The sequence below is a fragment of the Nostoc sp. DSM 114161 genome (assembly GCF_052692665.1).
Genome location: NZ_CP195141.1, coordinates 7709187 through 7734340 on the forward strand (window position 1 = coordinate 7709187; position 25154 = coordinate 7734340).

The 25154-nt window shown below is 40.3% G+C and carries 20 protein-coding genes; 11 read left to right on the forward strand and 9 right to left on the reverse strand.

Features of this window, described 5'->3' with window-relative positions:
• Nucleotides 1-134 precede the first annotated feature (134 nt).
• The 4 genes from NSTC745_RS32285 to NSTC745_RS32300 all read left to right on the forward strand — a co-directional run bounded on the left by NSTC745_RS32285 (nucleotide 135) and on the right by NSTC745_RS32300 (nucleotide 3664).
• Nucleotides 135-239: a photosystem II reaction center protein T gene (locus NSTC745_RS32285; RefSeq protein ID WP_096537819.1), complete on the forward strand. Its 105-nt coding sequence runs from the start codon at nucleotides 135-137 to the stop codon at nucleotides 237-239.
• Nucleotides 240-587: 348 nt separating this feature from the next.
• Nucleotides 588-1649: a 30S ribosomal protein S1 gene (locus NSTC745_RS32290; RefSeq protein ID WP_445634666.1), complete on the forward strand. Its 1062-nt coding sequence runs from the start codon at nucleotides 588-590 to the stop codon at nucleotides 1647-1649.
• Between the two features lie 453 nt (nucleotides 1650-2102).
• A complete protein-coding gene (locus NSTC745_RS32295; RefSeq protein WP_445634667.1) occupies nucleotides 2103-2837 on the forward strand; it encodes an HAD family hydrolase in 735 nt (244 codons plus the stop codon).
• A 245-nt stretch (nucleotides 2838-3082) separates the two neighbouring features.
• Nucleotides 3083-3664: a Uma2 family endonuclease gene (locus NSTC745_RS32300; protein WP_445634668.1), complete on the forward strand. Its 582-nt coding sequence runs from the start codon at nucleotides 3083-3085 to the stop codon at nucleotides 3662-3664.
• Between the two features lie 149 nt (nucleotides 3665-3813).
• On the opposite strand, the gene NSTC745_RS32305 is transcribed toward NSTC745_RS32300, so the two are convergent.
• Complete coding sequence (locus tag NSTC745_RS32305; RefSeq protein WP_445634669.1) at nucleotides 3814-4830, reverse strand: sulfate/molybdate ABC transporter ATP-binding protein; 1017 nt, start codon at nucleotides 4828-4830, stop codon at nucleotides 3814-3816.
• Nucleotides 4831-4942: 112 nt separating this feature from the next.
• Entirely contained in the window at nucleotides 4943-6376 is a 1434-nt protein-coding gene (locus NSTC745_RS32310) for a transglutaminase domain-containing protein (RefSeq protein WP_445634670.1), read from the reverse strand.
• 236 nt (nucleotides 6377-6612) lie between these two features.
• Between NSTC745_RS32310 and chlP the strand changes: the two genes are divergently transcribed.
• Both chlP and NSTC745_RS32320 read left to right on the forward strand, forming a co-directional pair.
• Nucleotides 6613-7833 carry a geranylgeranyl reductase gene (gene chlP / locus NSTC745_RS32315; RefSeq protein ID WP_445634671.1) on the forward strand — a complete coding sequence of 407 codons (1221 nt, stop codon included), beginning with the start codon at nucleotides 6613-6615 and terminating at the stop codon, nucleotides 7831-7833.
• A gap of 353 nt (nucleotides 7834-8186) precedes the next feature.
• The gene (locus tag NSTC745_RS32320; protein WP_445634672.1) at nucleotides 8187-8894 is read left to right on the forward strand and encodes a choice-of-anchor K domain-containing protein; all 708 of its coding nucleotides are present in this window, start codon (nucleotides 8187-8189) and stop codon (nucleotides 8892-8894) included.
• A 207-nt stretch (nucleotides 8895-9101) separates the two neighbouring features.
• Here NSTC745_RS32320 and NSTC745_RS32325 read toward each other — a convergent pair whose 3' ends face one another.
• Entirely contained in the window at nucleotides 9102-10226 is a 1125-nt protein-coding gene (locus NSTC745_RS32325; protein WP_445634673.1) for a site-2 protease family protein, read from the reverse strand.
• A 529-nt stretch (nucleotides 10227-10755) separates the two neighbouring features.
• On the opposite strand from NSTC745_RS32325, the gene NSTC745_RS32330 reads away from it, so the two are divergent.
• Both NSTC745_RS32330 and NSTC745_RS32335 read left to right on the forward strand, forming a co-directional pair.
• Nucleotides 10756-12225 (forward strand): TrbI/VirB10 family protein, encoded by a 1470-nt coding sequence (locus NSTC745_RS32330; RefSeq protein WP_445634674.1) that lies wholly within the window; start codon nucleotides 10756-10758, stop codon nucleotides 12223-12225.
• 260 nt (nucleotides 12226-12485) lie between these two features.
• Nucleotides 12486-13313 (forward strand): CDP-diacylglycerol diphosphatase, encoded by an 828-nt coding sequence (locus NSTC745_RS32335; RefSeq protein WP_445634675.1) that lies wholly within the window; start codon nucleotides 12486-12488, stop codon nucleotides 13311-13313.
• Between the two features lie 195 nt (nucleotides 13314-13508).
• Here NSTC745_RS32335 and NSTC745_RS32340 read toward each other — a convergent pair whose 3' ends face one another.
• The gene (locus tag NSTC745_RS32340) at nucleotides 13509-14198 is read right to left on the reverse strand and encodes a phosphorylase family protein (protein ID WP_445634676.1); all 690 of its coding nucleotides are present in this window, start codon (nucleotides 14196-14198) and stop codon (nucleotides 13509-13511) included.
• Entirely contained in the window at nucleotides 14191-15045 is an 855-nt protein-coding gene (locus NSTC745_RS32345; RefSeq protein WP_445634677.1) for a ferritin-like domain-containing protein, read from the reverse strand. The genes NSTC745_RS32340 and NSTC745_RS32345 overlap by 8 nt, the downstream gene beginning before the upstream one ends.
• 266 nt (nucleotides 15046-15311) lie before the next feature.
• On the opposite strand from NSTC745_RS32345, the gene NSTC745_RS32350 reads away from it, so the two are divergent.
• The 3 genes from NSTC745_RS32350 to hpnH all read left to right on the forward strand — a co-directional run bounded on the left by NSTC745_RS32350 (nucleotide 15312) and on the right by hpnH (nucleotide 20138).
• Nucleotides 15312-17990 (forward strand): efflux RND transporter permease subunit, encoded by a 2679-nt coding sequence (locus tag NSTC745_RS32350; protein WP_445634678.1) that lies wholly within the window; start codon nucleotides 15312-15314, stop codon nucleotides 17988-17990.
• Nucleotides 17991-18054: 64 nt separating this feature from the next.
• The gene (gene hpnA, locus NSTC745_RS32355; protein WP_445634679.1) at nucleotides 18055-19065 is read left to right on the forward strand and encodes a hopanoid-associated sugar epimerase; all 1011 of its coding nucleotides are present in this window, start codon (nucleotides 18055-18057) and stop codon (nucleotides 19063-19065) included.
• A 53-nt stretch (nucleotides 19066-19118) separates the two neighbouring features.
• Nucleotides 19119-20138: an adenosyl-hopene transferase HpnH gene (hpnH, locus tag NSTC745_RS32360; RefSeq protein WP_445634680.1), complete on the forward strand. Its 1020-nt coding sequence runs from the start codon at nucleotides 19119-19121 to the stop codon at nucleotides 20136-20138.
• 179 nt (nucleotides 20139-20317) lie between these two features.
• Here hpnH and NSTC745_RS32365 read toward each other — a convergent pair whose 3' ends face one another.
• The 4 genes from NSTC745_RS32365 to aepY all read right to left on the reverse strand — a co-directional run bounded on the left by NSTC745_RS32365 (nucleotide 20318) and on the right by aepY (nucleotide 25112).
• Entirely contained in the window at nucleotides 20318-20581 is a 264-nt protein-coding gene (locus tag NSTC745_RS32365; RefSeq protein WP_445634681.1) for a hypothetical protein, read from the reverse strand.
• A gap of 67 nt (nucleotides 20582-20648) precedes the next feature.
• Nucleotides 20649-22586 carry a P-loop NTPase fold protein gene (locus NSTC745_RS32370; protein WP_445634682.1) on the reverse strand — a complete coding sequence of 646 codons (1938 nt, stop codon included), beginning with the start codon at nucleotides 22584-22586 and terminating at the stop codon, nucleotides 20649-20651.
• 126 nt (nucleotides 22587-22712) lie between these two features.
• On the reverse strand, nucleotides 22713-23831 hold the full coding sequence (locus tag NSTC745_RS32375; protein WP_445634683.1) for a 2-aminoethylphosphonate aminotransferase: 1119 nt from the start codon (nucleotides 23829-23831) through the stop codon (nucleotides 22713-22715).
• 3 nt (nucleotides 23832-23834) lie between these two features.
• Nucleotides 23835-25112: a phosphonopyruvate decarboxylase gene (aepY, locus tag NSTC745_RS32380; RefSeq protein ID WP_445634684.1), complete on the reverse strand. Its 1278-nt coding sequence runs from the start codon at nucleotides 25110-25112 to the stop codon at nucleotides 23835-23837.
• Nucleotides 25113-25154 lie beyond the last annotated feature (42 nt).

A 25154-nucleotide genomic window follows, 5' to 3' on the forward strand; every position in this document is an offset into this window, starting at 1 on the left:
AACTGGGGAATGGGGGCTGGGGACTAAGAAAGAAGTATTTAGAGATACTTTAAAAGTACTTAATACCCAATCCCTAATCCCCAATACCAATCCCTAATCCCTCATTACTAGCTGGATAGGCAGGAACTCATAAAATGGAAAGCGTTGCATACATCTTAATTTTTACCCTGTGTATAGGTGTTCTCTTTTTTGCGATCGCATTTCGCGAACCTCCCCGCTTTGAGAAAAAAGAGAAATAGGTCGCTATTACCACAACTTTAAGAGCATTGATTTTAGTATCCGTTGCTACTAAATACTGTAGTAACGGATATTATTGTGTTTGTCATTAGTCAAAACCCTTCGAGTAGGGAAAAGGGGAAAGGTTAAAGGAGGGATCTTCCCTTTCCCCCTTGCCCTTTTCCCCTTTCCCCAATCCTTTTAATATTGTGATATAATTTCCAATCTTGGGAGTTGATATGTGTTAACACTAGCTTTTCTGCGCTAGGATGAAAAAGGATGTTAAGTGCGGACTGCATTAAAGACAGTTGCACGTACATCGCGTTTGTCGCACAACCTTTACGGAGACTAAAACCAGGAACTAAATCAGCATGGTCAATCAGAATTTAACCGCTACAGAAATTGGATTCACTCACGAAGATTTCGCTGCTCTACTTGACAAATACGACTACCATTTTAGCCCTGGAGATATTGTACCAGGAACCGTTTTCAGTATAGAGCCGCGCGGCGCTCTGATTGACATTGGTGCTAAAACAGCAGCATACATACCCATACAGGAAATGTCTATTAACCGGGTCGATGCCCCGGAAGAAGTCTTACAGTCAAACGAAACACGCGAATTTTTCATCCTCACCGATGAAAATGAAGATGGTCAGTTAACTCTTTCCATTCGCCGTATTGAATATATGCGGGCTTGGGAACGGGTGCGACAACTGCAAGCAGAAGACGCTACCGTTCGTTCTGGGGTATTTGCTACTAATCGTGGTGGTGCATTGGTAAGAATTGAGGGATTACGTGGTTTTATCCCCGGTTCCCACATCAGTACCCGCAAGCCTAAAGAAGAACTGGTAGGCGAAGAACTACCACTGAAATTCCTAGAGGTAGACGAAGAACGCAACCGCTTAGTTCTATCTCACCGTCGCGCGTTAGTTGAGCGCAAGATGAACCGCCTAGAAGTTGGCGAAGTAGTAATTGGTACAGTTCGTGGTATCAAACCCTACGGTGCTTTCATTGATATCGGCGGTGTCAGCGGTCTACTACACATTTCCGAGATTTCTCACGAACATATTGATACACCTCATAGCGTGTTCAATGTCAATGATGAAGTGAAAGTTATGATCATTGATTTGGACGCAGAAAGAGGTCGGATTTCTCTATCTACCAAGCAACTAGAACCAGAACCTGGTGATATGATTAAAAACCGGGATTTGGTCTATGATAAAGCAGAAGAAATGGCTGCTAAGTATCGCGAACAGCTGCTAGCTAAGCAGCAGGGTATTACTGCTGCGCCTGCTGGAGCTGCGGAAGTTGTAGCAGATGAAGAAATTCCCCCAGCAGTGGAACTTGAAGACGAAATTCCCCCAGCTATTGAAGACGAGATTCCCGCAGCGACAGAAACCGAGGACGAGATTCCCGCAGCTATTGAAGAGTAATACATTTATAGTTTTACTGTCTTTAATGAAGAGTATTAAAGCATTGTTGAAAGAGGGTTTTTCCCTCTTTTTTTATGTATTTTGTCATTAATCATTAGTCATTGGTCATTTGTTATTAAGTGGTTATACCAATTCACGAAAATCCTGATACATATAGATTTTTTGTAGGGGTTTAGCATTGCTAAACCCTTACCCATTTATTTGTATCATTATTAAAGTGAAATGGTATTACGCAAAATTATTTATGTCATTGCCTTGGCGTAGCCTTCCCGTAGGGTACGAAGTGAAGCAATCCAAAGCCGCAAGCGAATTGCTTCTCTACAAGACCAGGGGGAACGTTTCGCTCTACTCACTGTTTGACAAATGTATATTTAATTTTGTACAACTACTTAGCAAATGACCAATGACTAATGACTAACGACTAATAACTATTATTAAATGGAGTGAAATATTTTGGTAACTATTAAATGTAGAAACGTCACTTTTTATAATGTTCAAGCAATTTTGTTTGATAAGAATGGTACTTTAGAAGACTCAGAAATATTCTTGCGATCGCTCGCACAAAAGGCAGCTAGGTTAATAGATGCTCAAGTTCCCGGCGTTGGGGAACCGCTATTAATGGCATTTGGCGTCAATGGCAATATCCTCGACCCAGCAGGCATAGTATCGGTAGCGAGTCGCCGCGAAACAGAAATTGCTGCTGCGGCTTACATTGCCGAAACTGGAAGAGGATGGTTTGAATGCTTAAAAATAGCTCGTCAAGCTTTGGATGATGCCGAAAAATATGTTGGACTAACTCCTTCACCGTTGTTTGTAGGTAGTTTGGAGATATTGAAATATCTACACGAAGCTGGTATTAAACTAGGTATCCTCTCAGCTGCGACAAATGATGAAGTAAAACAGTTTGTAGCTCATCACCAATTAAGTGATTATATCCAGCTAGAAATGGGAGTCGATGAGGGGCCGAGTAAACCAGACCCAGTGCTATTTTTGCAAGCTTGCCAAGCCTTGGGAGTCGAACCCAGCGCTACCTTAATGGTGGGTGATTCCATTGGTGATATGCAAATGGCGCGTGATGCTAAAGCCGCAGGTTGTATTGGAATCACTTGGGTGGGTAATTTGGATAATGTTAAAGGTGCAGATGTGGCGATCAATCAACTCGATGAAATTCAGATTTTAGAAGAGTAAGAATTGAGAATTCAGAATTCAGAATTCAGAATTCACAAGCTTTTTATAGTCAAGTTAATGACGGTAGAATTTACGAAAAAAACTTTTCAAACTCTTATTCCTCTGTTTTCTCTACCTCTTCTGTGGTTCGATTTATGGATGAAGTATTCTGTCTTCTGACTCCTGTACAATCAGCATAATATTATTATTTTGTCAAGCTAAAAATGCTAATATACTAATTACTCTTCACAGTTGCAAAACAAGCTATGCAGAATACAGAACCAACGTTGAAACTTCGCTTGTGGACAGTTGAAGAATACCACCGGATGGCTGAGGCTGGGATTTTTGATGCAGATGAACGGGTGGAACTCCTGGAAGGAAAGATAATTTGGATGATTGCGAAAGGAACAGCTCATCGGTCAGCAGTGGGTAGAACAGATTACTTACTCAAAAATAGATTAGGCGATCGCGCTTGCGTGTATATTCAAGACCCAGTAAAGTTAAATGAAAGGTCTGAACCGGAACCAGATATTGCTGTTGTGAAAGTAGATCCGCTAGACTACGCAGACCATCATCCCACCCCAACAGAAGTTTATCTGATTATTGAAGTAGCAGATAGCAGCCTGAAACTAGACTGTGAAACCAAAGCTAAAGCATATTCTCAAGCCGGAATTACAGATTATTGGGTGCTAGATGTGGTTAGCCGTCAATTGCACGTTTTTCGAGAACCAACTGAAGATGGCTATCAAAGTGAAGTGATTTTAGTAGAAAATGCGACTATTTCACCTTTAGAATTTCCTGATTTAAGCATTGCAGTTTTAGAAATGTTACCCCCTATAGTTGGATAAGTGAATTATCAATTACGAATTACTAATTACGTAGTTTGCTTCTCGCCAAAGGCGAGTATTACGAATTTTTATTAACTAAACCCCAAAATAATAACTGTGGAATTCAGCTATTAATCTGGGGTTTTGAGCGTTAACAAACTAACAAAATTCTAAATTGAATAAGACACTGGGAAGGATTTGGCATCCTTTGGCTTTACATATACCCGCTGTTTCGGTTCTAACTCTAATTGATTATAGCGATCGCGTGTTAAATGCGCCGTCACTACTTGCCCATCATCGCAAGTTAATTCTACCTGAATTTCCCAACCCAAATGTATCAAGCGACTGACTATAGCAGGTGTAGTGGCACCATTAGCACTAGTTTCTAAAATCACGTCTTGGGGACGCAAAAATACTTGCGGATGGGGTGTATCAAATCCACTACTTTGAAAAATCCTCGAATTGCTAGGCAATACGTTCACCGGGCCGATGAAACTCATCACAAATGCAGTGGCAGGATTATCATAAATTTCAGCTGGCGTTCCTACCTGTTCCACTCGCCCTTTATTCATCACCACAACTTCATCGGAGACTTCCATTGCTTCCTCTTGGTCGTGGGTGACGAAAACCGTGGTCACGTGTACTTCGTCATGGAGGCTGCGTAACCATGCCCGTAAATCTTTGCGGACTTTAGCGTCAAGTGCGCCGAAGGGTTCATCTAGCAATAAAACTTCCGGTTCTACCGCCAGTGCCCTTGCTAATGCTACCCGCTGTCTTTGACCGCCAGAAAGTTGTGATGGATAGCGATCGCCTAATCCACTCAATTGCACCAATTCTAGCAACTGTTCTACACGCCCTTTAATCTTCTTTGCATTTGCCTTGCGAATTTCTAACCCAAAAGCAATATTCTGCCTCACAGTCAAATGCTTGAATAAAGCATAGTGCTGAAACACAAATCCAATATTTCGCTCTTGCACAGTTTGATATGTCGCATCCTTGCCGGTCAGCAGGATTTTGCCACTATCTGGCATTTCTAAACCTGCTATTAACCGCAGCAGAGTAGATTTACCAGACCCCGATGGCCCAAGCAGGGCAACTAGCGAACCACTCTTAATTTCCAAGCTGACTCGATCTACTGCCTTGAAATTCCCGAATTGTTTGGAGACGTTATCAACTACAATGCCCACTGCCGCTGTACCTCTGCAACTAAATCTACAGTTCCTTGCTAGGAATACTGTGTCTTACATATACCATACATAATTCTTTTTGGATAAATAAGATTTAGGTAATTTCTGACTTCTAGTGCAGTAGAGCATGAAATTTTAGTTGACCCAGGAGGCTAACTTTTTGCCCAAGACTTAACACATAAACTTCATAATCTCCTGATTCTGCAAATTTGCAGGAGATTTCAGTTTCTGTGCTTCCATTCCATCGACTCTGGCATCTTTTGATATTTTCTACTTTTCGTTGGGTATCTCGATTGTCCTCTAGCAAATTTACAGATCCTGGCAACTCCCAAAATGAAGACTCAGATTTTTGTACCTTAGTATAGAGGGCAACAATTTTTTTGCGGTAATTTGAAGAACTAGTAATTTTAATTGCAGCGACTTTTTCAACATTTGTTTTATATTCAGTTGGTGAAATTAGCGTTAGGTCTTCGATGAAAAATTTAGGTGTTAGAAGTGGCTTATTTTCAAAAGTATTGTAATCTTCACGGCGGGGTAAGAGTTGCCAATCTAATTGGTCAGGAAAATGACTAATACTCATTACTTGCGGAGGAAGTGTAAGATACTCTGCACTATACGACGAAAATCCAATTTCGCTAGAATCCCTATCGTCCCAGGTTGTATCAACTAATTGCCAATTATCTAAAATTTTGACTGCATTCCAAGCATGATTTGTCCAATCATAATCGGAATTGACCAGTCTAACCACCTTAGGAATTAACTCCACAGGCGCTAAATCTCGACGAATTTTACCTCTTATATAAACAACATCTGCACCTATAGCTCGTCCCAATGCCATGAATAAATTAGCATAGCCCTCACAAACACCCTTGTGAGTTAAAAAAACAGTTTTAGCATCTTGAGCAGGCCGTATACCCGTTTTTAGCACATCTAAATCATAGGTAACCCGACTAATAACATAGTCATGTATCGCTTTAATTCGTAAGTATGGGTCTGATTGATGTTGAGCAATATATTTGGCAACAGATTCAATACTTGTTTCTGCATTAGATGGCATGTTGGCAATAATTGGAGCGATCGCTGCATTATCTTGCCACGGCCAAGGGGAATTTAATATAGGAGGTGTAGGTTTATAGACTATAGTATTAACCAACTCATCAATTGTATTGCTAAATAAATACGGATTACTTTGATAAATCAATGCTATTATTAGTAATGTATAACCTAAGAAATATTTAGGCTTAATCCGTTTAAAATTATTCTTTTTCCAAAATAACAAAGGTTGTGTATCGGATTGATAACGAACTAGAGATATTTTTTTCTGAGAAACAAAAACAATGAAACTACAAATAAAAATCACTGCAACAATGCTGAATAAAAGTGTTGCATTACCGATAGCTAAACTGCCTTGAAAAAAGAAATATACAAAGGCACTCAAAATACCTACAAGCAGCAAAAGCACCCCAATCCGAACTATGCGTTTTCTCTTTTTCTGCTTCAGCTTACGAACTTCTTCGAGAAAACGGTTTTCAAGACTTTTAGGCATAAAAGACCTTTATGAAAAATAATGTATTAGCGATCGAGAGTAATATTTCATTCGTATTACAAAAAATTATACTAGTAAATTCTCCAGAACCCAAATTTCCGTTAGCAATTTCGCTTTTTGTATCAAAAAGTTAAGGAATATTGCATTTAAGTCAAAACCTGGAGGTAAAGCGCCAAATCAGCCAAAAGACCGTGGTAGTATGCTCTCGGTAAATGTGAAGATTGGGAGAAAGACCTTTGACACTACGGGTTGCTGTTATTGGGTCAGGCCCTGCTGGTTCCTCTGCCGCTGAAACACTAGCAAAAGCTGGGATTGAAACCTACCTGTTTGAGCGGAAGCTAGACAATGCAAAGCCTTGTGGGGGCGCTATTCCCCTGTGTATGGTGGGTGAATTTGACTTACCACCAGAGATTATCGATCGCCGAGTGCGGAAGATGAAAATGATTTCGCCTTCCAACCGCGAGGTCGATATCAATTTGCTAAATGAAGAAGAATATATAGGAATGTGCCGCCGGGAAGTCCTAGATGGCTTTTTGCGGAATCGTGCGGCAAAACTGGGCGCAAATTTAATTAATGCCACTGTTCATAAACTCGATATACCAACAAACAATACCGATCCCTACACCATCCATTACGTTGACCATACAGAAACTGGTGCGGAAGGTGTTGCCAAAACCCTGAAAGTGGATGCCATCATTGGGGCTGATGGAGCAAATTCGAGGGTTGCCAAAGAAATGGATGCCGGGGATTATAATTATGCGATCGCTTTCCAAGAGCGGATTCGCTTACCCGAAGACAAAATGGCATACTACAACGACCTCGCGGAAATGTATGTCGGTAATGATGTTTCTACAGACTTCTACGCGTGGGTTTTCCCCAAATACGACCACGTAGCTGTCGGTACTGGCACAATGCACGTTAACAAAGCCAGCATCAAACAGTTACAAGCTGGTATTCGCGCCCGCGCATCCGAGAAACTGGCAGGCGGTAAAATCATCAAAGTAGAAGCGCACCCCATTCCCGAACATCCCCGTCCCCGTCGTGTTGTCGGTCGCATCGCTTTGGTGGGAGATGCTGCTGGTTACGTTACCAAGTCATCTGGCGAAGGTATTTATTTTGCCGCCAAATCTGGGCGGATGTGTGCCGAAACCATTGTCGAAGCATCTAACAATGGAAACCGCATTCCCACAGAAGACGACCTTAAGGTTTACTTGAAGCGTTGGGATAAAAAATACGGACTCACCTACAAAGTTCTGGACATTCTGCAAAGCGTCTTCTATCGTTCCGACGCCACCCGCGAGGCCTTTGTGGAAATGTGCGACGACCTCGATGTACAGCGGCTAACATTCGATAGCTATCTGTATAAGACCGTTGTTCCAGCTAATCCCATCACTCAATTAAAAATTACTGCCAAAACCATTGCCAGCTTACTTCGTGGTAATGCCCTTGCGCCCTAAGTGAATTCACAATTCACAATTCCAAGATTAGAAGCAGAGGATTCATAATTTTGAATTATGAATCCTCTGCTATTATTTTTTCAAATAGCAACTTGATATTAAATTGACAAGTGCTAAGATAGTCAATTTGGTTGCTGGTTATAAAGTTAGTTAAAATTACAAAATTCATAAATATTTGCAAAATTCATAAAATAGGTTTATTAAATATAAATTACTCAATAAGATTTCAAAAAATATATATAAATACTTCATGAAAACTACAAAAAGATGTTGGCGCATTTTGCGTAAATTTACTACGGTAGACTGGAGACTTACTAAAAAGAAGCCCAGGGTGAAAATTGAAACCTAAGTTTATGAAGCAAAGTTTAGTTGTTGCAACTGCGGTATCTAGTTTTTTTGTGACTGCGACCACAGCATTCGGCTTCTCTGGTCAAGCAGATGCTTTTTCTTTTTCTGGTATCTCCAGCGGTACATGGGGAGTACCGACTCCGGGAAGCCTTGATACCAACCCCACATTTACAGGTGTAGGAACCAACACATTTACTTGGGGTCAACCTTCTCCACCATCAACACTTCCAAATAAACTAATCTTTGATGGAAGTTCTTTTTCAGGAAACACCGACTCTATATTTAAAATAGGCGAATTGAAGTACTTTAACGAAACAGTACTCAAAGGCACAAGCGTTGAATTTGTACCTTTAAATCTCAATCTATCCCTCAACTCTCCTGTTGGAATTAACCAAGCTTTTAACTTCGACTTCCGTTTGGTAAATACACCAAATATCGCAACAAATACGCCAGAACAAAATGCAGATTTTGTATTTATAGACACAAATTTGAGCTATAAAACATTCACTTTTGCAGGTAATAAATACACACTTGAGCTAACAGGCTTTAATCCGGATGTTCCTCTATTCAGTATTCAAGCAATTGAAGGAGGTTCAACTACAAAATCTGTTTATGCCAGAATTAAAACAATACCAGAACCGACAACAATAGCGGGTCTATCTTTGTTAGGAATATACTTGATATCTCGGAAAAAATTATTGCATAAAAATTAACTATGGAAATCATATTTGATTAGAGAGTAATGGTTAGGGAATCGGTGTTTTCGTTCTGCATATAGTTTTTTTACGCAATCAAACAATAGTCCTGTATACAGTGGACTTGGTCAATTATCCCAGTCACAATTGGGATGCAGTTCACAAAAAAAAGTCCCTCAGAAATTGTGAGGGAGGTTGAAGAGAGAATATTGTTTTTTGAGAAGACTATGCAGGGTTAGGTTGGGTTTGACTTTGCAACAGTCGGAGAATTGCAGATTTTTCTAAGATTCCCACCAGCACACCATTGTCACGAATTACAGGAAGCACAGAAATCTTTTGTTGTTCTAGTAGCTGGATAACTTCTATTAAAGGTTGATGCGATCGAACTGTGGTTGATTCTGTAATTGGTCGCATGACTTGTTTAACTTGGGTTTCTGACCACAATGCTGTAGGAATGGTTCGTAAATTATCAGTTGCGATCGCACCTACTAATTGTCCATCATCATCAGTCACTAAATACCGATACCAATTTTGTCCGCTTACGACTTGTTCGTCAGCAAACTCTCTCAAGGTCAGATTGGCAGATACAATTGGGCTATTAGCAGTTACAGCATCTTCAGCGGTTAAACCCGTGAGTTTTTCTTGCACTCTGGCAAATTGAGCCGCATTACCAGCATTTTGCAACAAGAAGAAGCCAACTAACAAGTTCCAGAAGTTACCCAAACTGCCAAATAATATTAGCGGAAGTATACCAGAAAGAACTGCTACCCAACCGAAGATTTGACCAACTGCGCTGGCAAAACTTACACCTTTATAAGGATTGCCTGTAATTTTCCAAACAATGGCTTTGAGTATATTTCCGCCATCTAAAGGCAAGCCAGGAATCAGGTTGAACAGTGCTAATGCCAAGTTAACAGCAGCCAAGACACCGAGAATTGCAGCTAGCGGCCCGGATACAGGCGTAGTAACAATAATGGCTGTAACGATTCCGAAGAGTAGTAAGCTAACTAAGGGGCCGGCGATCGCTACCCAAAACGCTTCACCAGGAGTTTTCGATTCTTTTTCTAAGCTTGCCAAACCACCAAAAATAAACAGTGTGATGGATTTGACATCAATTCCCTGACGGATAGCAACAAAACTGTGTCCTAATTCGTGGGCGACGACAGAGGCAAACAACATCAGCGCTGTCATCAATCCCAACAGCAAAGCTAATCCCGCAGATAATTGGGGAAATTGCGTCGCGAGTCCGCTGCTATAGCTCCAAGTTACCAAACCTAGAACTAAAAACCACGACGGATGGATGTAGAAGGGAATCCCGAACAGATTACCAACGCGAATTGTGCCATTCATGTCGTTCACCTTTGATTTCAACTGCGAGAGGTTTGCTTTTGTTCCTCTCAATGTCTTTAGTGTAACGAAATGTTAAGGCGTTTTAATCTTTGCGGCAGTAGTGTTGTCCGTCAGTAAAGGTGCGGTTATTAGGAATGGGGCACTTGTAGTAGACACCAAAGTATTGGGCATTGAGTACTAGGCATTCACAAAACAAGGCTCAAACTTTTTCTCCCCCTGCTAGAAAGCCCCCTGCCTTATCCCAACAATAATTATTTACGCCGACCTACTTAACTGAATTCTATTATATGCACGCTTACATAGAATTATTATTAGCTATTCAAAAATTAAATGCATATTTTCAGACATAATTAATAGTTTTATGTCTAAAAATATGCATAGCAAAATTTAATTTTAAATGTATTCTTTATAATAAGAGCTTACATTTTTTCAGAACATATTTTCATATTCGATTAAAATATGACTTCCCAAAGTAACTTGAAACTGCTTTTAAGATACACTTCGGCGTTTATCTTAATGCCATTAGTATATGAACTTTAATTCATCTTCTTCAGAAGATTCTTCGGAATTTGAATCTAAGATGGCAAGATTAGTTGGACTTGAAGAAGAAAAAAGTGTTGATAGTGGAGTAATTGCAGAAAATTCAGTTTTATTGGAATTAGAATCTCCTGAATTAGAAAAAGTTGTAACTGATGAATCATTTTCATCTAATCCCCTTGCTAAGTTAGCCTTAGTAGGTGGTATAAATTTATTTATAGTTGTGTTAGTTGGCGCATTTTTATCACACTTGATAAGTTACAAAAATCAAAAACCAAAAAGTAATATAGTTAACTTTACAGTCGAATCACAACCAACTCAATCTCGTCAACAAATTTTAGAAAACGAAATAGAGATTCTTAAAACTAAATTAGCTCTTACAGAACAAGCACAAACCGTAACAAAAGCTCAACAAAACCTCAGAATTCCAGCAACACTTATTTCTAAGGTTAAAGTTCAATCAAGTAAACATTTAACTGCTTCTAAAGCCAGAATATCAACACCTGTACGAACAGTCATAATTGCATCTCGAATTCAAAACCCCAACTCTCAAAAAGTGACTCATTCACAAAATATAGCTACTTTTACACCAGCGCCCCCACCATCAATCATCAACACAAATGCTAAACCATCCCCACCCGATCCTCTCCAGGAATGGGCTAATTTAGCAAAGTTAGGTAGCTACGGTGAAGTTTATGTTACTGCTCAATTTGGTGTTAATCCTATTAGTTCTCAGCCTGAAAACACCAATGTAGCGTCACAATCAATTAATTCTAATAGTAACCCTAACCCAACACAAGAATTGCAAAAGCTAAAGGTTGTTAAAGTAGGGAGTACTGCTAAAGCTGTGATAACAACAATTATATTTGGCGAGACTAATCAAAAACAAGAAAATAAAAATATATTTATTGTGCGTTTGAAAGAACCATTAAAAGCTACAGATGGCACAATAGCTTTACCTAAAGATATTGAATTATTGACTAAAATTGATTCGATTTCTGAACGCGGATTGTTGCAGTTGAATGTAATAAAATTTATCTCCGATAATAACGGAAAATTAATAGAAACAAGCTTACCTAATAACGCAATTATTATTCATAGTATTGAAGGTAAACCTCTGATAGCAAGTAAATATTCTAATTCCGGTTCATCCATAGCATCGATGGATGCAGGATTGTTCGTGATAGCAGGTGTTCAGAAAGCCGCAGAGTTACTTAATCGTGGTAATACCACATATCAGTATCGTGATATTAATAACAATAATAATCCTCAGATATTTACTAATGACAACCAGCGCAATATTGCGGCGGGAATTGTAGAAGGTGGTTTAAATTATGTGGTTCCTCAAATTGCACAACGCAATCAACAAGCAATCACCCAAATGCTACAAAAAACTAACGTTTGGTTTTTACCAGCAGGGAAAGAAGTTGAAATATATGTCAATCATACAGTGCAGTTTTAGAAAATATTAAAAATTGATATAAAGTAAATGATTATGTTAAATAACCAATATTTATGTCTAAATATTGAGTTTTGAATCTTGATTTTTAAAGTTTATTAGTACAAAATAAATTGAAGTTAAAAATTTATGCTAATCGTTAAACAATACAAAAAATGATAACTTGTATTGAATCTTCCGATTAAAAAAACGATTTAATATCCAAATTTGGATGTATTTTATCTCATTATCAAAAATTACTGATTAATTAGAGAGAAATCACTATGAAAAGTTTCTTATTTTTGCAATTATTTTTTTCGATTAATAAGCTAATGTTGAATAATAGAAGTTCGAGAATTAAGTACTTGTTTGCTATATTGTTAACTTCTATAACTGAACTGAGCTTCATTAATATTGCAAGCTCACAAACATTAGATCAAAATGATAGAGATTTCCTTTGGCAAAAAGTTCAACAATGTGTTGCAAATCAGCAGGGTCAGCCTCCCAAACCAGACCCATGCCTGTATGTGGATCTTAACAATAGGTATGTTGTGGCAAATGGAAGTAACCCAGTTGAATACTTATTACTGCCAACTGATAAAATTGAAGGTATAGAAGACCCTAATATATCGCAGTCAAACTCAATACCTTATTGGCAGTATGCGTGGGAAGAAGCTCGAAAGTATGTACCCTCAAAAAAACCGCAGGTGCAATACCGAAATCAATATGGATTAGCAATTAATTCCAAACAAGCTCGTAATCAGGATCAATTACACATTCATTTGTCTTGTATTAAGCAAAGTGTGAGTATGCAGCTTGAGACAAATGACAATACAATTCCCAATAGAAATTTTAACAATTTTATTTTGACACTTGAGAATAATCAATATAATATAATCAAGTTAGATAACGATTCACTTACAAATAATAATAACCCTTTCTATCTTGTAAATAGATCGCTGGGATCGTCACAAAAGATGGCTGACCAAAGTATTGCTGTAGTGGGAAGAAGACGGGGAGGATATTACATTCTCAAGACTGAAAGTGACGCTAGCAAAGGCTATAATGCAGCTGCTGAAAAATTACTTGATGAAGATTGTAGCACTCAATAATAGCAGTAGCAGTATCATACTTATCCTATAAGGATTGTGGCATAAAACTTTTGCCTCTAGGCTATATCGCAAATAATCAAAAATAAATTTGATATTATAGCAATTCAAATAATGTTTGCGACACATCAATTATCCGTAAGGGCACAACATTGTTGTGCCCCTACCTATCTGTCGCATTATTTTTTCAAATTGGTATTAGTCAGAAAAGACCTGATTTGTAACCTGCTTTAACACTTTTAGTCCTATTAATGAACCTCGAATTAGGCGAGCAGCAGCAAAAGGTCGGCGGAGCATTCCCATAGCTAAAGGCAAAGGACGCAGTGAACCATCAGAGTCGATCGCTCCTGTAAGGTCAGGAATATCGTGCTGACAATCGTCGCTGATTACTCGCAACATTGCCACCGCTACCCCAGCTGCATTAAAAAACTCTAGGGCAGTAAATCCTTCCATATCAACAACATCAGCCGCTAAAGTCTCAGCCAGACGGCGTTTTTCAGCAGCAGATGAAATGACGCGATCGCTCGTTAATGATTTGATTGGGAAGTGAGCAGTAGGGAGTGCTGAGTGTAACTGTGCGGTGAAAGAGCGATCGCATTCTTGTCGTTTTCCTTGATAAAGGCAATCTTGATACAGCACAACATCACCAACAGTGTAGCGATCGCTCAAGCTACCACATAAACCCATAACCAGTACTCTCGATTTTGTAGCCTGAATTTGTCTACTTTCTGCCGATTCTTGCAGGTATTGAAGTAAAGGTTTCATCCCAACAGGTATGGGTAATACCGTTGGGATGGAGCCAGTAAGATTGCGTAATCCACGACACACGGCTTGATATTCTGCTCCTTGAGGCACAAGAATTGTGTCGTGGGGTAAAAAGTTAGGCACTAGCGCTCTCGATATTCTGGAGTTTGCGTTTGGGTATTAATTGGAGGATGCTCAGGGTGAAATTGGCAAGTCTCGGCAACAATTGGGGTTGTAGCAATCGGGGATCGTACTTGCTCATTCGCCGCTGATTTTCTAGCAAGCAAATATGTAGAAATTTTTCTAGTGTCAGGTCTTTAGTAAAGATGTTCGTGCCAGTGGCAGCAAAACCAGTTCTACTGGCGTCATCATTGCCAAAGACGGCAATCAGATTGCTGAGTGCCTTGCCGTAATGCCAGAGAGTTTTGATACTCCGGAGTGGGGTAAATCCCTGACCGCGTCGAATTTGTGTATAGGTGAACCAGTTGACAAAAAAGACAATATGGCGTGTCTCTTCGTCTATGATGGGATCGAAGATAGTGAAAATTGACTCTGGAAAGACATTAGCTTCGCGGGCGATCGCAAATAGCCCGTAGGCAAAGAAAGTATCCAGACATTCTTCAAAGCCAAAGCGCGTAAATATTGGCTCAATATTTTGGGGAACTTCAACGGGGGGACGTTCTGGCATTTCGATGCCGTAGCGATCGATTAATGTTTTCAATAAACGAGCGTGACGTAATTCTTCTTGACCTTGGAGAGCGGTGGTAGCTTGCAAAATGGGATCGCTTACCGTTTGCGCGTAAGCACTAATTATAGCTCCGGCTTGCCGCTCTGTATCTAGAGCTTTCTCCCAAAAGGGAATACTGCGTAGGAAACTCAAAGCTGCATCGTCCAAATCTGGCCAGGGAAGATACTCAGGCTCGTATTCCCTGTAGCTTTCGGTAAAGCTTCGACAGAATAATTCCTTATGCTCGACAGAACCAAGTTTCATTGTTACAGTTCCATGCTGTGTTCAAAGAAAACAGAATTCAGAATGGGCTACGCCCCGCTGCGCTAACAGAAGTCAGAATGACGTTGAGTTCAAAACTCCCCACGTCAGTTTCACTGACACCTGAATTCTTTCTTGTTATAAACTTTGTCATAATTTAAGTGACAATAAGTAATATTGCCATTTGGTGGTGACCAAAACTCGCAAACCGAAGGCGATTGCTGTAGCATGACTAAATAATTGTGTCACCCGCACGATAATTTTCCAAGATGGTAAAGCTTTCTAACTCAAAATCCGCACGAGAATTCTTCAATATCTCCAGATTAGCGATTAAATTTTCGTGGCTGACCGTGAGTTTTTGGATTGCCGTTACGGTAGCTGGTGTTCTTGCTTTCAGTTCTCTGAAGTATGCATTGTTTCCAGATATTACCTTCCCAGTGGTGGTTGTAAATGCTACAGCACCCTTGGCGACTGCGGTAGATACAGAGACCAAGCTCACCAAACCGCTAGAAGAGAGCCTGCGTTCCTTAAAAGGATTGGAGAATATTCGCTCATCCACCTATCCAGGTCAAACAGCGGTTGCTTTGTCTTTTGCGGTTGGTACGAATCTAGAAACATCAACTAAAGAAGTTGAAACTTCCCTAAAGCAAGTGGCTCTACCTGAGGGAGGGACTTCTAAAATTATTCCCTTGAACTTGAACGAGTCAGCGGCCATAAGCTATGCGATTCAGAGCAAGACACGGAATCTCACAGATTTGACTAAGTTGGCGAAAGACCAAATTGTACCAGCGATCGCTAAACTACCAGGAGTCCTCAAAGTTTCACTGCTCGGCGATGCTAGTGCAACTCCTTTAGATCCATCGAAGCTCAGTCCAGCAGCTCTTACCCAACAAGGATCTACCTTAGTCCGTTTTAACGGTCAAGATGCACTTGCATTTCAGGTAATCAAACGCGCCAATGCTAACACCTTAGAAGTAGTAAGTTTAGTTGAAAAAGAAGTCCAAAGGCTGCGTACACTCAAAGATGTCAACCTCACCTTAGCTGCGACTCAAGCAGAATATATCCGCCAAGCTACGCAATCAACAATAGATGCTCTACTAGAAGCAATCTTGCTGTCCATTGTCGTCATCTTTCCATTTTTATGGAACTGGCGAGCCACCTTAATTTCTGCATTGGCGATTCCTGCGTCGATTTTGGCGACCTTTATCGTCATGGCGATATATGGCTTTAATTTAGAGACAATTACGCTGCTGGCTTTAGCTTTGGTGATTGGCAGTATCGTTGATGATGCGATCGTTGATGTAGAAAACATCATGCGACATGTCGATGATGGAGAAAATCCCCGCCAAGCAGCGCTTTTAGCAACAAATGAAATTGGATTGACGGTTACAGCAGCCACATTGACGGCAGTAGCAGTTTTTCTGCCCATAGGTTTAATGGGCGGGGTAATTGGTCAATTCTTCAAGCCCTTCGGTATCACTGTTTCAGCAGCAATGCTGGCTTCTATGCTAGTAGCTCGGACTTTATCTCCAGTTCTGGCAATCTACTGGCTAAAACCAAAATCCTCTACTTCCCCTCGTCGCGAAGCAAAAACCTGGGTGAAGTTCGCCCAATTTTATCGAAACTTGCTTGCTTGGTCTTTAAATCACCGCAAAATAGTTATCGGATTAGCTGTACTCAGTTTCATTGCAGGTATAGCACTGATTCCACTAATTCCCAAAGGTTTTATTCCCAAATTAGATCGCGGCGAATTCAATATTGCTTACACAGCTCCGTTACCAAAAATCCCCGACTTAGCACAGCTTAGGGGAGCAAGGGGAGCAGGGGGAGAAAAATTAACTTCTTTATCCCAATCCCCAATCCCCAACCCCTTAACCGATTCCCTCGAAGTTGCAAAGAAACTCGAAGCAGTCGTGAGAAAAGATCCCGCAGTGGAAACGGTATTCACCACCGTTGGTTCGCGTGAGGGCGAGCCGAATAAAGGCACGTTATACGTGAGGCTCAAAGAAGACCGGAAAATCGCAACTGCCCAATTACAAGACCAGCTGCGCTCCTCATTGCCTGTGCTTCCTGGGGTAACTACCAGTGTTGAAGACATTAAATTTGTCGATAGCGGCGGTCAAAAACCTCTGGAGGTGGCATTACGAGGTGACAATCTCCAATCTCTGAGCAAAGCTGTGAAGGCAATTAAAGAGAGGATTGAGAAAATACCGGGATTTGTGGATGTGACAGTTACAGGCCAAAGCAATTCACAAGGTACGGTGTTGCAAATTGAGCGTCTAAATAATCAGCGGGTAGCTTATATCAGTGCTAATCTTGGCAAGGATCTGTCTTTGGGTGATGCTACTGATAAAGTAGTATCTGAAGCCAAAGCCGTATTGCCGTCTGATGTTTCCTTAAATTTGGGAGGAGACTCTGCCAAATTGAATGAAGTTTTTGGCAGTTTTGGCAGTACTCTAGCTTTATCTGCTCTGTGTATTGTTGTGGTACTCATTTTGCTGTTCAAAAGCTGGGTAGATCCTTTGGTTATTGGTGTTTCATTGCCTTTGGCGCTGGTAGGGGCGATGTTGGCGCTACTGATTACCAAAAGCGACTTTGGTATGATTTCACTGATTGGCTTCGTGTTTTTGTTGGGACTAGCAAACAAAAATGCCATTTTATTGGTAGATTACATCAATCAGCTACGCTCTGCTGGGGTAGACCGCACCGAAGCAATCCTCAATACTGGACTAGTGCGGCTCAGACCAATTATGATGACCACCGCTTCTACGCTTTTAGGAATGCTACCGATCGCCTTAGGTCTTGGTGCTGGTTCCGAATTGCGATCGCCAATGGCTGTTGCCATCGCAGGTGGGCTTGTAACATCAACTATCCTCAGCTTAATTGTTGTGCCGGTCGTCTACACAATTTTGGATGATTGGTTTCCCCGCAAGAAATTTAAGATTTGAGATTTGAGATTTTTGAATGCGAATGACTTCTGTATCCAAAAAATCAAAATAGGGAAATTCCAAGTTGATAAATCCAAAATCCAAAAGAGTTTTTGTCACAGGGGGTACGGGTTTTATTGGTGCCCACTTGGTGCGATTGCTGCTGCAAGAAGGATACACAGTTAAAGCACTGGTACGTCCTAGCAGCAATCTGCAAAATCTACGCGGTCTGGAGGTGGAAATTGTCAAAGGTGATTTGAACGATGCAAATCTCTGGCAACAGATGAGCGATTGCCAATACCTGTTTCATGTGGCAGCCCATTATTCTCTGTGGCAAGCAGACCGGGAATTACTCCACCGTCACAATGTTTTAGGTACCCGCAATGTCCTAGCAGCAGCCCAAAAAGCAGGGATTGAGCGCACCGTTTATACTAGTTCGGTGGCGGCCATTGGGGTGGGATCGCTTGGTGAAGTCGTTGATGAGACACATCAAAGTCCCTTAGAAAAATTGGTGGGTAACTATAAAAAGTCTAAATATCTGGCCGAACAAGAAGCTATACAAGCTGCTGCCAAAGGTCAGGAGGTAGTTATAGTCAATCCCAGCAGCCCTATTGGATCGTTGGATATCAAACCTACCCCAACAGGTGATATAATACTGCGGTTTTTGCGGAAACAAATGCCTTTTTACTTGGATACTGGTTTGAATTTTATCGATGTGCGGGATGTTGCATGGGGGCATTTACTGGCCTTACACAAGGGTAAATCTGGCGATCGCTATATCTTGGGGCATCAAAACCTCAGTCTCAAGCAACTACTCGAACAACTCGCCGAGATTACAGATTTGCCAGCACCCCAACGAAGTTTACCAGCTTGGTTACCCTTGAGTGTTGCTTGGGTTGATGAGAAAATTCTCGCACCACTGGGGAAATCGCCTTCAGTGCCGATAGATGGCGTTCGCATGGCCAAACAACCTATGTATTACAACGCCGCCAAGGCAGTGCGAGAGCTAGGTTTACCTCAGTCTTCACTGAAGGCGGCACTCCAGGATGCTGTGGATTGGTTTGTTGCTCAGGGTTACGTTAATGAGTACAAATAGGGGCGCATCCCCACAGTGGTGTTTCTATATCTTAAAGAGGAGCGATCGCAATAATGGCAGTTAACTTACAACAAGCTATAGATATCGGCAAGTATCTGGTTACTCAACGTCTGTTGGGACGCAAACGCTTTCCTTTAGTCTTAATGTTGGAGCCTCTTTTTCGGTGTAATCTAGCCTGTACTGGTTGTGGTAAAATCCAACATCCAAAGGAAATATTAAAGCAAAACCTCACCCCAGAACAGTGCTTTGCCGCAGTGGAAGAGTGTGGCGCACCGGTTGTCTCAATTCCTGGGGGAGAACCTCTACTACATCCCCAAATTGATGAGATTGTGCGGGGATTAGTCGATCGCAAAAAGTACATTTACTTGTGTACCAATGGTTTGCTGTTAGAAAAGAGCCTGGATAAGTTTCAACCTTCCCCTTATCTGACTTTCAGCGTCCATCTAGATGGAATGCGGGAATTGCACGACCGCTGTGTCGATCGCAAAGGTGTTTTTGATATTGCCGTCCAAGCCATTCGCGCCGCTAAAGCCAGAGGTTTTCGCGTCACCACTAATACCACTATCTTTGAGGGAACTGACCCCAAAGATATGCAAGAGTTCTTTGATTTTCTGGAAACGCTCAATACTGACGGGATGATGATTTCTCCTGGCTACAGTTACGAGTGGGCACCAGATCAAGATCATTTTCTCCAGCGAGAACAAACACGCGCCTTGTTCCGGGAAATTCTCGCTCCATACAAAACCGGTGCAAAAAACTGGAACTTCAATCACAATCCCCTGTTCCTAGATTTTCTGATCGGTGAGAAAGACTACGAATGCACGCCTTGGGGTAGCCCAAGTTATAGCGTTCTCGGTTGGCAAAAACCTTGCTATCTGCTGAACGAGGGTTATTACTCTAGTTTCCAGGAATTACTCGCAAAAACTGACTGGAGTCAATACGGCCAGAAGAGTGGTAATCCCAAGTGTGCCGATTGCATGGTTCACTGTGGCTACGAACCTACTGCTGCGATGGATGCGATGCAACCGCAAAATATGGCACGTGCCCTTACTAGTGTGTTTGGCAAGAATTAAAAGCAGCAATTAAAACATTTAAGCTACGAAATGGCATCTAGCGGGGCTTTTTCAGCTCCGTTTTTCTATTAATTTTTGTATGATTATTAGAGGTCTATTCAACCAAATTTATCCAAGCTAAAGCGGAATAAACCTTAACTCAACTACAAAATTAGCATCTACATAAATCAATTTTACGTTCATGATTTTTCTTCAATAGGAAACAAATATACCATAAATTGTTGATCTCGCTCTTCTCGTATTTGATGAATGATTTCATCAATATCTGGTTCCAAAATTTGACCGTTAAGCCGTTGCTGAATAGCTTGAGCGTTGGCTAAAATTCTTGGTCTTAGCTTTTGCCAATTAGATTGATGTGTTAATTTTTGGTTTAATAACTCTCGCTCTTCAGCAGACAAAGCTTTGATTGCACTGGCTAAAAATTCAACAAGCTGAATATTCATAGATTTATTTTCCTGATCAAACTGGCTGGTGAAGCGGCTGAATTGTTGACGACCTGCGGTAAGTGATTTATTTCAAGCCTGTTCCTTTGACTTCAAGCTTTTCAATCGCTTTATTTAAATAACGTTCAGTCATTAATTTTAGAGAATGTCCGCTAACCTTACCTTTTTTACTATTAGCTTCATTTAACAATAAATCCCTAACAGATTTAAGCCACGTCAACTCTTCAGACAATTTTTCATTAATATCATCGAACTCATATCGTTTAGTTAGTGCCCAACCAACACATCGTCTGTCGTCAAACTTCATGACGATAAATTTTTCTACAAATACAAATGGTTCTATATATTTTAGTATCGGAATTTCATAGTATATTTGCTCTGGTAAATTACTTATACAAATCATGTGGGAAAACTTCCACACATCGTTTTGCATGATAGCTAGTAAATCTTGAGCAGCACCAGGCATATTCTCAACATTTGCTGAATCTCGGACTTTCTTAATATAAGAAGAAAATTCTTTAAATTCTCTAAGTTCTTTCCCTTGATAACCAAGTCCTGCATATGATTCAAGTATATAATCATCAGCAGAAATATAGTGATTTTCAGGAATATCTAATTTATTATTGTCTTTCAAATAATCAATATAAAGCTTTGACTCTTCCAGAATATCTTCTTTGTTTTTTTGGTATAATTCTGCTTCGGAGAAGATTAAGAAAAGTCCAGTAATATGCTTAATAATTCCAAGTTCAAGAAAATGTCTTTCAGCATATTCTAATTCCACTTTTTTAAGTAAATTTTCAAACTCATCATCATTAAGATAGGAAAAGTGCCACAATCGAACCCAATTAGGAGTATTTTCATCTTGAAAATATTTACTATTTGACAGTGATTCTTCTAGTTTTTGGGTGTCTAAAATACCTTTATCAAAAAAGATTTGCCACCATATTTTACTTGGAAATGGCTCGTGTAAATTAAGATCGGGGTATTTTCCAAGTATTTTCTCAAGCTTAGTTTCCTCTTGGTTATTCTCTTTCGTAGATAAATTATATTCTTGACGCGAATGAACTTGCTTTCTTATGAGAGATTTATATTCATCTTCTAATTTACTAATATCTTTTGGAAGCATCATTCCACGCTTAATTTCAATAGAGAAAGCCATAAGTAGTTTCAAGAGGTCTTGAAGAATTTCTGGTTTACTTTTTGCTTTATCTGGCAATACTTCAAAAATCCTCTCAAAATCTAAAACAATTTGCTTTAAATTTCTTAAATTCTCATATTCTGCTTTCTGATATAAATCTTCTATTAATTTAGTATTGTCAGATAAAAATTTGCTGACATCTGCATTATTCACTCCAGTAATAAAATTTTCTAATGCGCCTTCAAAATAAAGAGAAATACCAAAAGTTTTACCAATTAACTTCTCCTTAATAGCTCGATAGCCTTTACTGGAATTACTACTATCTTGATTGAGTATTTCGTCTTCATTAGCAATAATGATTACTTTTAAATCTTGATGCTCTACAAAGTAGTTAATATAACCCAATAAATTACCAATATCTATCTTGCAACGTTCTAAATCGTCAAATATTAAAATCCTTTTATCCGTACCCTTCAGATAGTCAGGAATATCTATTTCTGGAATTCCAATAGTCCATGTCCCATCATCTTTGCCATCATTAGTCAAATCAATTTTTAACGCTCCTTTTAAAAAACCTTTAAAAATCTTTCCTGTTACTGCCATTCCCTTAGATGATAGTACAGGATGTAATTGCTGAAAAAAAGCATCTTCTATTTCAGAAAAGCTAGCCATCCCGTAAAGGCTAACATACAAGAATTTATGATTATTTTCTTTCGAGCTTTTAAGGTAATTTTTGATAAACCATGTTTTTCCACACCCCCATTCGCCTTTTAGTAAAATAGCAAAACCGGGTGCGTGAGACAAACTACAGTAATAATCTAAGTACGCTTCGATATGGCTGTTAATTTGCTTGTTGTCTTGGGTCATTTTTTATTTTCATCTACATACAGGCTTATTTCATTATTTGAGCTGAGGTTCCATACAGATACTACAATTGTGATTAAGACATAAATTTAACGAAAAAATCCTTGTCAAGCCGCAGGACAGGTTTAATTACTGTTTTTTTGAAATAAGTTGTTTAACAACAGCAACAAATCGTTCCATGTCAGCCTGAGTAATAGCTCCCATTGTCGATACTCGAAAGATAGATTGGGCTAAATTTCCTTGTCCAGAATAAATTACATAATCTTGTGCTTTAAGTTGGTCGTGAAATTCTTCATAACTGAAATTATCTGGCAAATAATAAGCATTCAAAACTACAGATGAACTTCCTTCAGGAAGTAAAGGTTTAATTCCCATTGACACTAAGCCGTCTCTAACTAAGTTTGCAAGTTGGCTGTAATAGCTGTGTCTAGCACGCCATCCTCCTGCTTCTGCCATTTCTTGCAAGGCTTCTGCTAAAGCATAAAATGTCTGTACTGATTGAGTAAAAGGTGTACCGCCTTTATCTTGTTGCTGGCAATAGGTTGCTAAATCTAAATATAAGGTGCGAGGGATTGTATCTGATGACGGCAATGCATCTCGCCGCAAAATAACGAAAGATATTCCAGGGACACCATGCAGACATTTATTGGCTGTTGCAGCACAAGCAGTGATTCCCCAATCTTCAAAATTCAATTCCTCCGCACCAAAGCTGCTGACTGCATCTACTAATATTTGAATGCGGCGTTGCTGACAAATTGCAGCAATTTCTACCAAATTGTTGAGGCGACCAGTAGTAGTTTCGTGGTGGACAACAGCGAGGTGGGTGATATCGGCGTTTTCATCTAACAGTTTAATTAAACCTTTGATATCTATTTCTGCATCCCAAGGATGGGAAAGTGTGATGTAATTAATGTCATGAATTTTGGCAATTTTAGATATTCTTTCGCCATACACCCCATTTTCAATTACCAGCAATTTCCCATTTCTTGGGACTAAACTGCTGACCATAGCTTCCATCGCTGCTGTACCAGAACCGGTGAGTAGGACTGCTGCCCAGCGATGCCTACGGTGGGCTACGCCTACGTCTGCAAGATCGTAAACTTGAAGTAACTGTTCGCGGATTCTGCTTTGCAACTCGGAAAATTCTACTTCCCGATGACATAAATCGGGATTTAACAGGGCATTTCTCACGCGATCGCTCAAATTAACAGGGCCGGGATTTAGTAAAATCATTTTGTTATTAGTCATTAGTCATTTGTCATTTGTCATTGGTATTCCCCGCGTCCCCGCGTCTCCTTCAATATATTTCATGAAGCGTTGCAAAACTGCTTCTGGGGTGAGGTTGGGTCGAGGTAACTTCTCTAGGGTTCCGGGACGGATTTTGAGATGGGCGAATTTTGGTCTAGTTTTCGTATCTGCGGTAAATAAAGCATCTAAAAGACTGGGGTCGTCTCCGGCTAATGTGACGCCGTAACCGCAGGCTTCGGCAATTTTGGCAAAGGAGATACCAAAAGAGACGGTAGCTTGTGCGCCTGTGGAATCGTGGACTTCATTATCTAAGAGAATATGGATTAAATTAGCACCGCCATAAGTGCCGATAGTCGCAAAATTACCCATTCGCATTAATGCTGCACCATCGCCATCAATCACTACAACCTTGAGATCTGGACGTGCTAAGGAAAGTCCCAATCCCATTGAGGAAGCGCAACCCATCGACCCGACCATATAAAGGTGATTTGCACTGTCTTTACTGGCGAAGAGTTCCCGCCCCGTGTATCCGGTAGTGGCAATTATTACAGTATTTTCGGGGTTAACGAGTTCCACAATTCGGGCTAAAGCTTGGTTGCGGGAAATCCGTTGTTCTTGGTTACCGCGAAAAAAGCTTTGCTGAATATGAGCGTAATTGTTATCTTCGCGTTTGGGGATAGAAGAACGAGTGAGTGCATGGGGGGCAATTGTTCCCTTACGCATAATTAGAGCATAGGGACGACGCTCTTGTTGCATGTAGGCTGTGGCTCTTTGCAAGGCTGGTTCTATTTCTGCTGCATCTGTGGGGAAAAATTCCCAAGGTACAGTCATAGTTTCCAGTAATTTATCTGTGATTTGCCCCATTAATTCATGTTGCGGTTCATCTTGCAAATTGCGATCGCCTCTTAGGGTACAAATAACTAGTACTGGAATGCGAAAAATATAATTCAAGGAAGTTAGCGGATTAACTGCATTCCCCAAACCAGAGTTTTGCATCATCACCACTGCATGTTTACCTGCAATTGTAGCTCCAGAGGCGATCGCCACAGCATCTCCCTCATTAGCTGCGGAAATATAAGTCAGTTGAGCGTCGTTAATCACGTAGTTAATAAACGGCGTCAAAAAAGAACAGGGTACGCCAGTATACCAATCAAAACCAAAATTACGAGCAGTTTCTATGAATTCCTTTGCTTCAATCATAAGTAATGTGGGGAGGTGGGGGGATGGGGATGTGGGGGGATGGGGAGGTGGGGAGGTGGGGGGATGGGGTGTTATTGCCATCGTTTACCCTATAATTATATTTTTTGCTATTATTGCTACTTA

Coding starts and splice junctions, on each gene's coding strand:
- NSTC745_RS32320 (WP_445634672.1), top strand. CDS start 8,187: ATGAAGCAAAGTTTAGTTGTTGCAACTGCGGTATCTAGTTTTTTTGTG.
- NSTC745_RS32310 (WP_445634670.1), bottom strand. CDS start 6,376: ATGCCTAAAAGTCTTGAAAACCGTTTTCTCGAAGAAGTTCGTAAGCTG.
- NSTC745_RS32350 (WP_445634678.1), top strand. CDS start 15,312: ATGGTAAAGCTTTCTAACTCAAAATCCGCACGAGAATTCTTCAATATC.
- NSTC745_RS32335 (WP_445634675.1), top strand. CDS start 12,486: ATGAAAAGTTTCTTATTTTTGCAATTATTTTTTTCGATTAATAAGCTA.
- NSTC745_RS32370 (WP_445634682.1), bottom strand. CDS start 22,586: ATGACCCAAGACAACAAGCAAATTAACAGCCATATCGAAGCGTACTTA.
- NSTC745_RS32375 (WP_445634683.1), bottom strand. CDS start 23,831: ATGACTAATAACAAAATGATTTTACTAAATCCCGGCCCTGTTAATTTG.
- NSTC745_RS32365 (WP_445634681.1), bottom strand. CDS start 20,581: ATGAATATTCAGCTTGTTGAATTTTTAGCCAGTGCAATCAAAGCTTTG.
- NSTC745_RS32300 (WP_445634668.1), top strand. CDS start 3,083: ATGCAGAATACAGAACCAACGTTGAAACTTCGCTTGTGGACAGTTGAA.
- NSTC745_RS32290 (WP_445634666.1), top strand. CDS start 588: ATGGTCAATCAGAATTTAACCGCTACAGAAATTGGATTCACTCACGAA.
- NSTC745_RS32330 (WP_445634674.1), top strand. CDS start 10,756: ATGAACTTTAATTCATCTTCTTCAGAAGATTCTTCGGAATTTGAATCT.
- hpnH (WP_445634680.1), top strand. CDS start 19,119: ATGGCAGTTAACTTACAACAAGCTATAGATATCGGCAAGTATCTGGTT.
- NSTC745_RS32285 (WP_096537819.1), top strand. CDS start 135: ATGGAAAGCGTTGCATACATCTTAATTTTTACCCTGTGTATAGGTGTT.
- aepY (WP_445634684.1), bottom strand. CDS start 25,112: ATGGCAATAACACCCCATCCCCCCACCTCCCCACCTCCCCATCCCCCC.
- NSTC745_RS32325 (WP_445634673.1), bottom strand. CDS start 10,226: ATGAATGGCACAATTCGCGTTGGTAATCTGTTCGGGATTCCCTTCTAC.
- NSTC745_RS32345 (WP_445634677.1), bottom strand. CDS start 15,045: ATGAAACTTGGTTCTGTCGAGCATAAGGAATTATTCTGTCGAAGCTTT.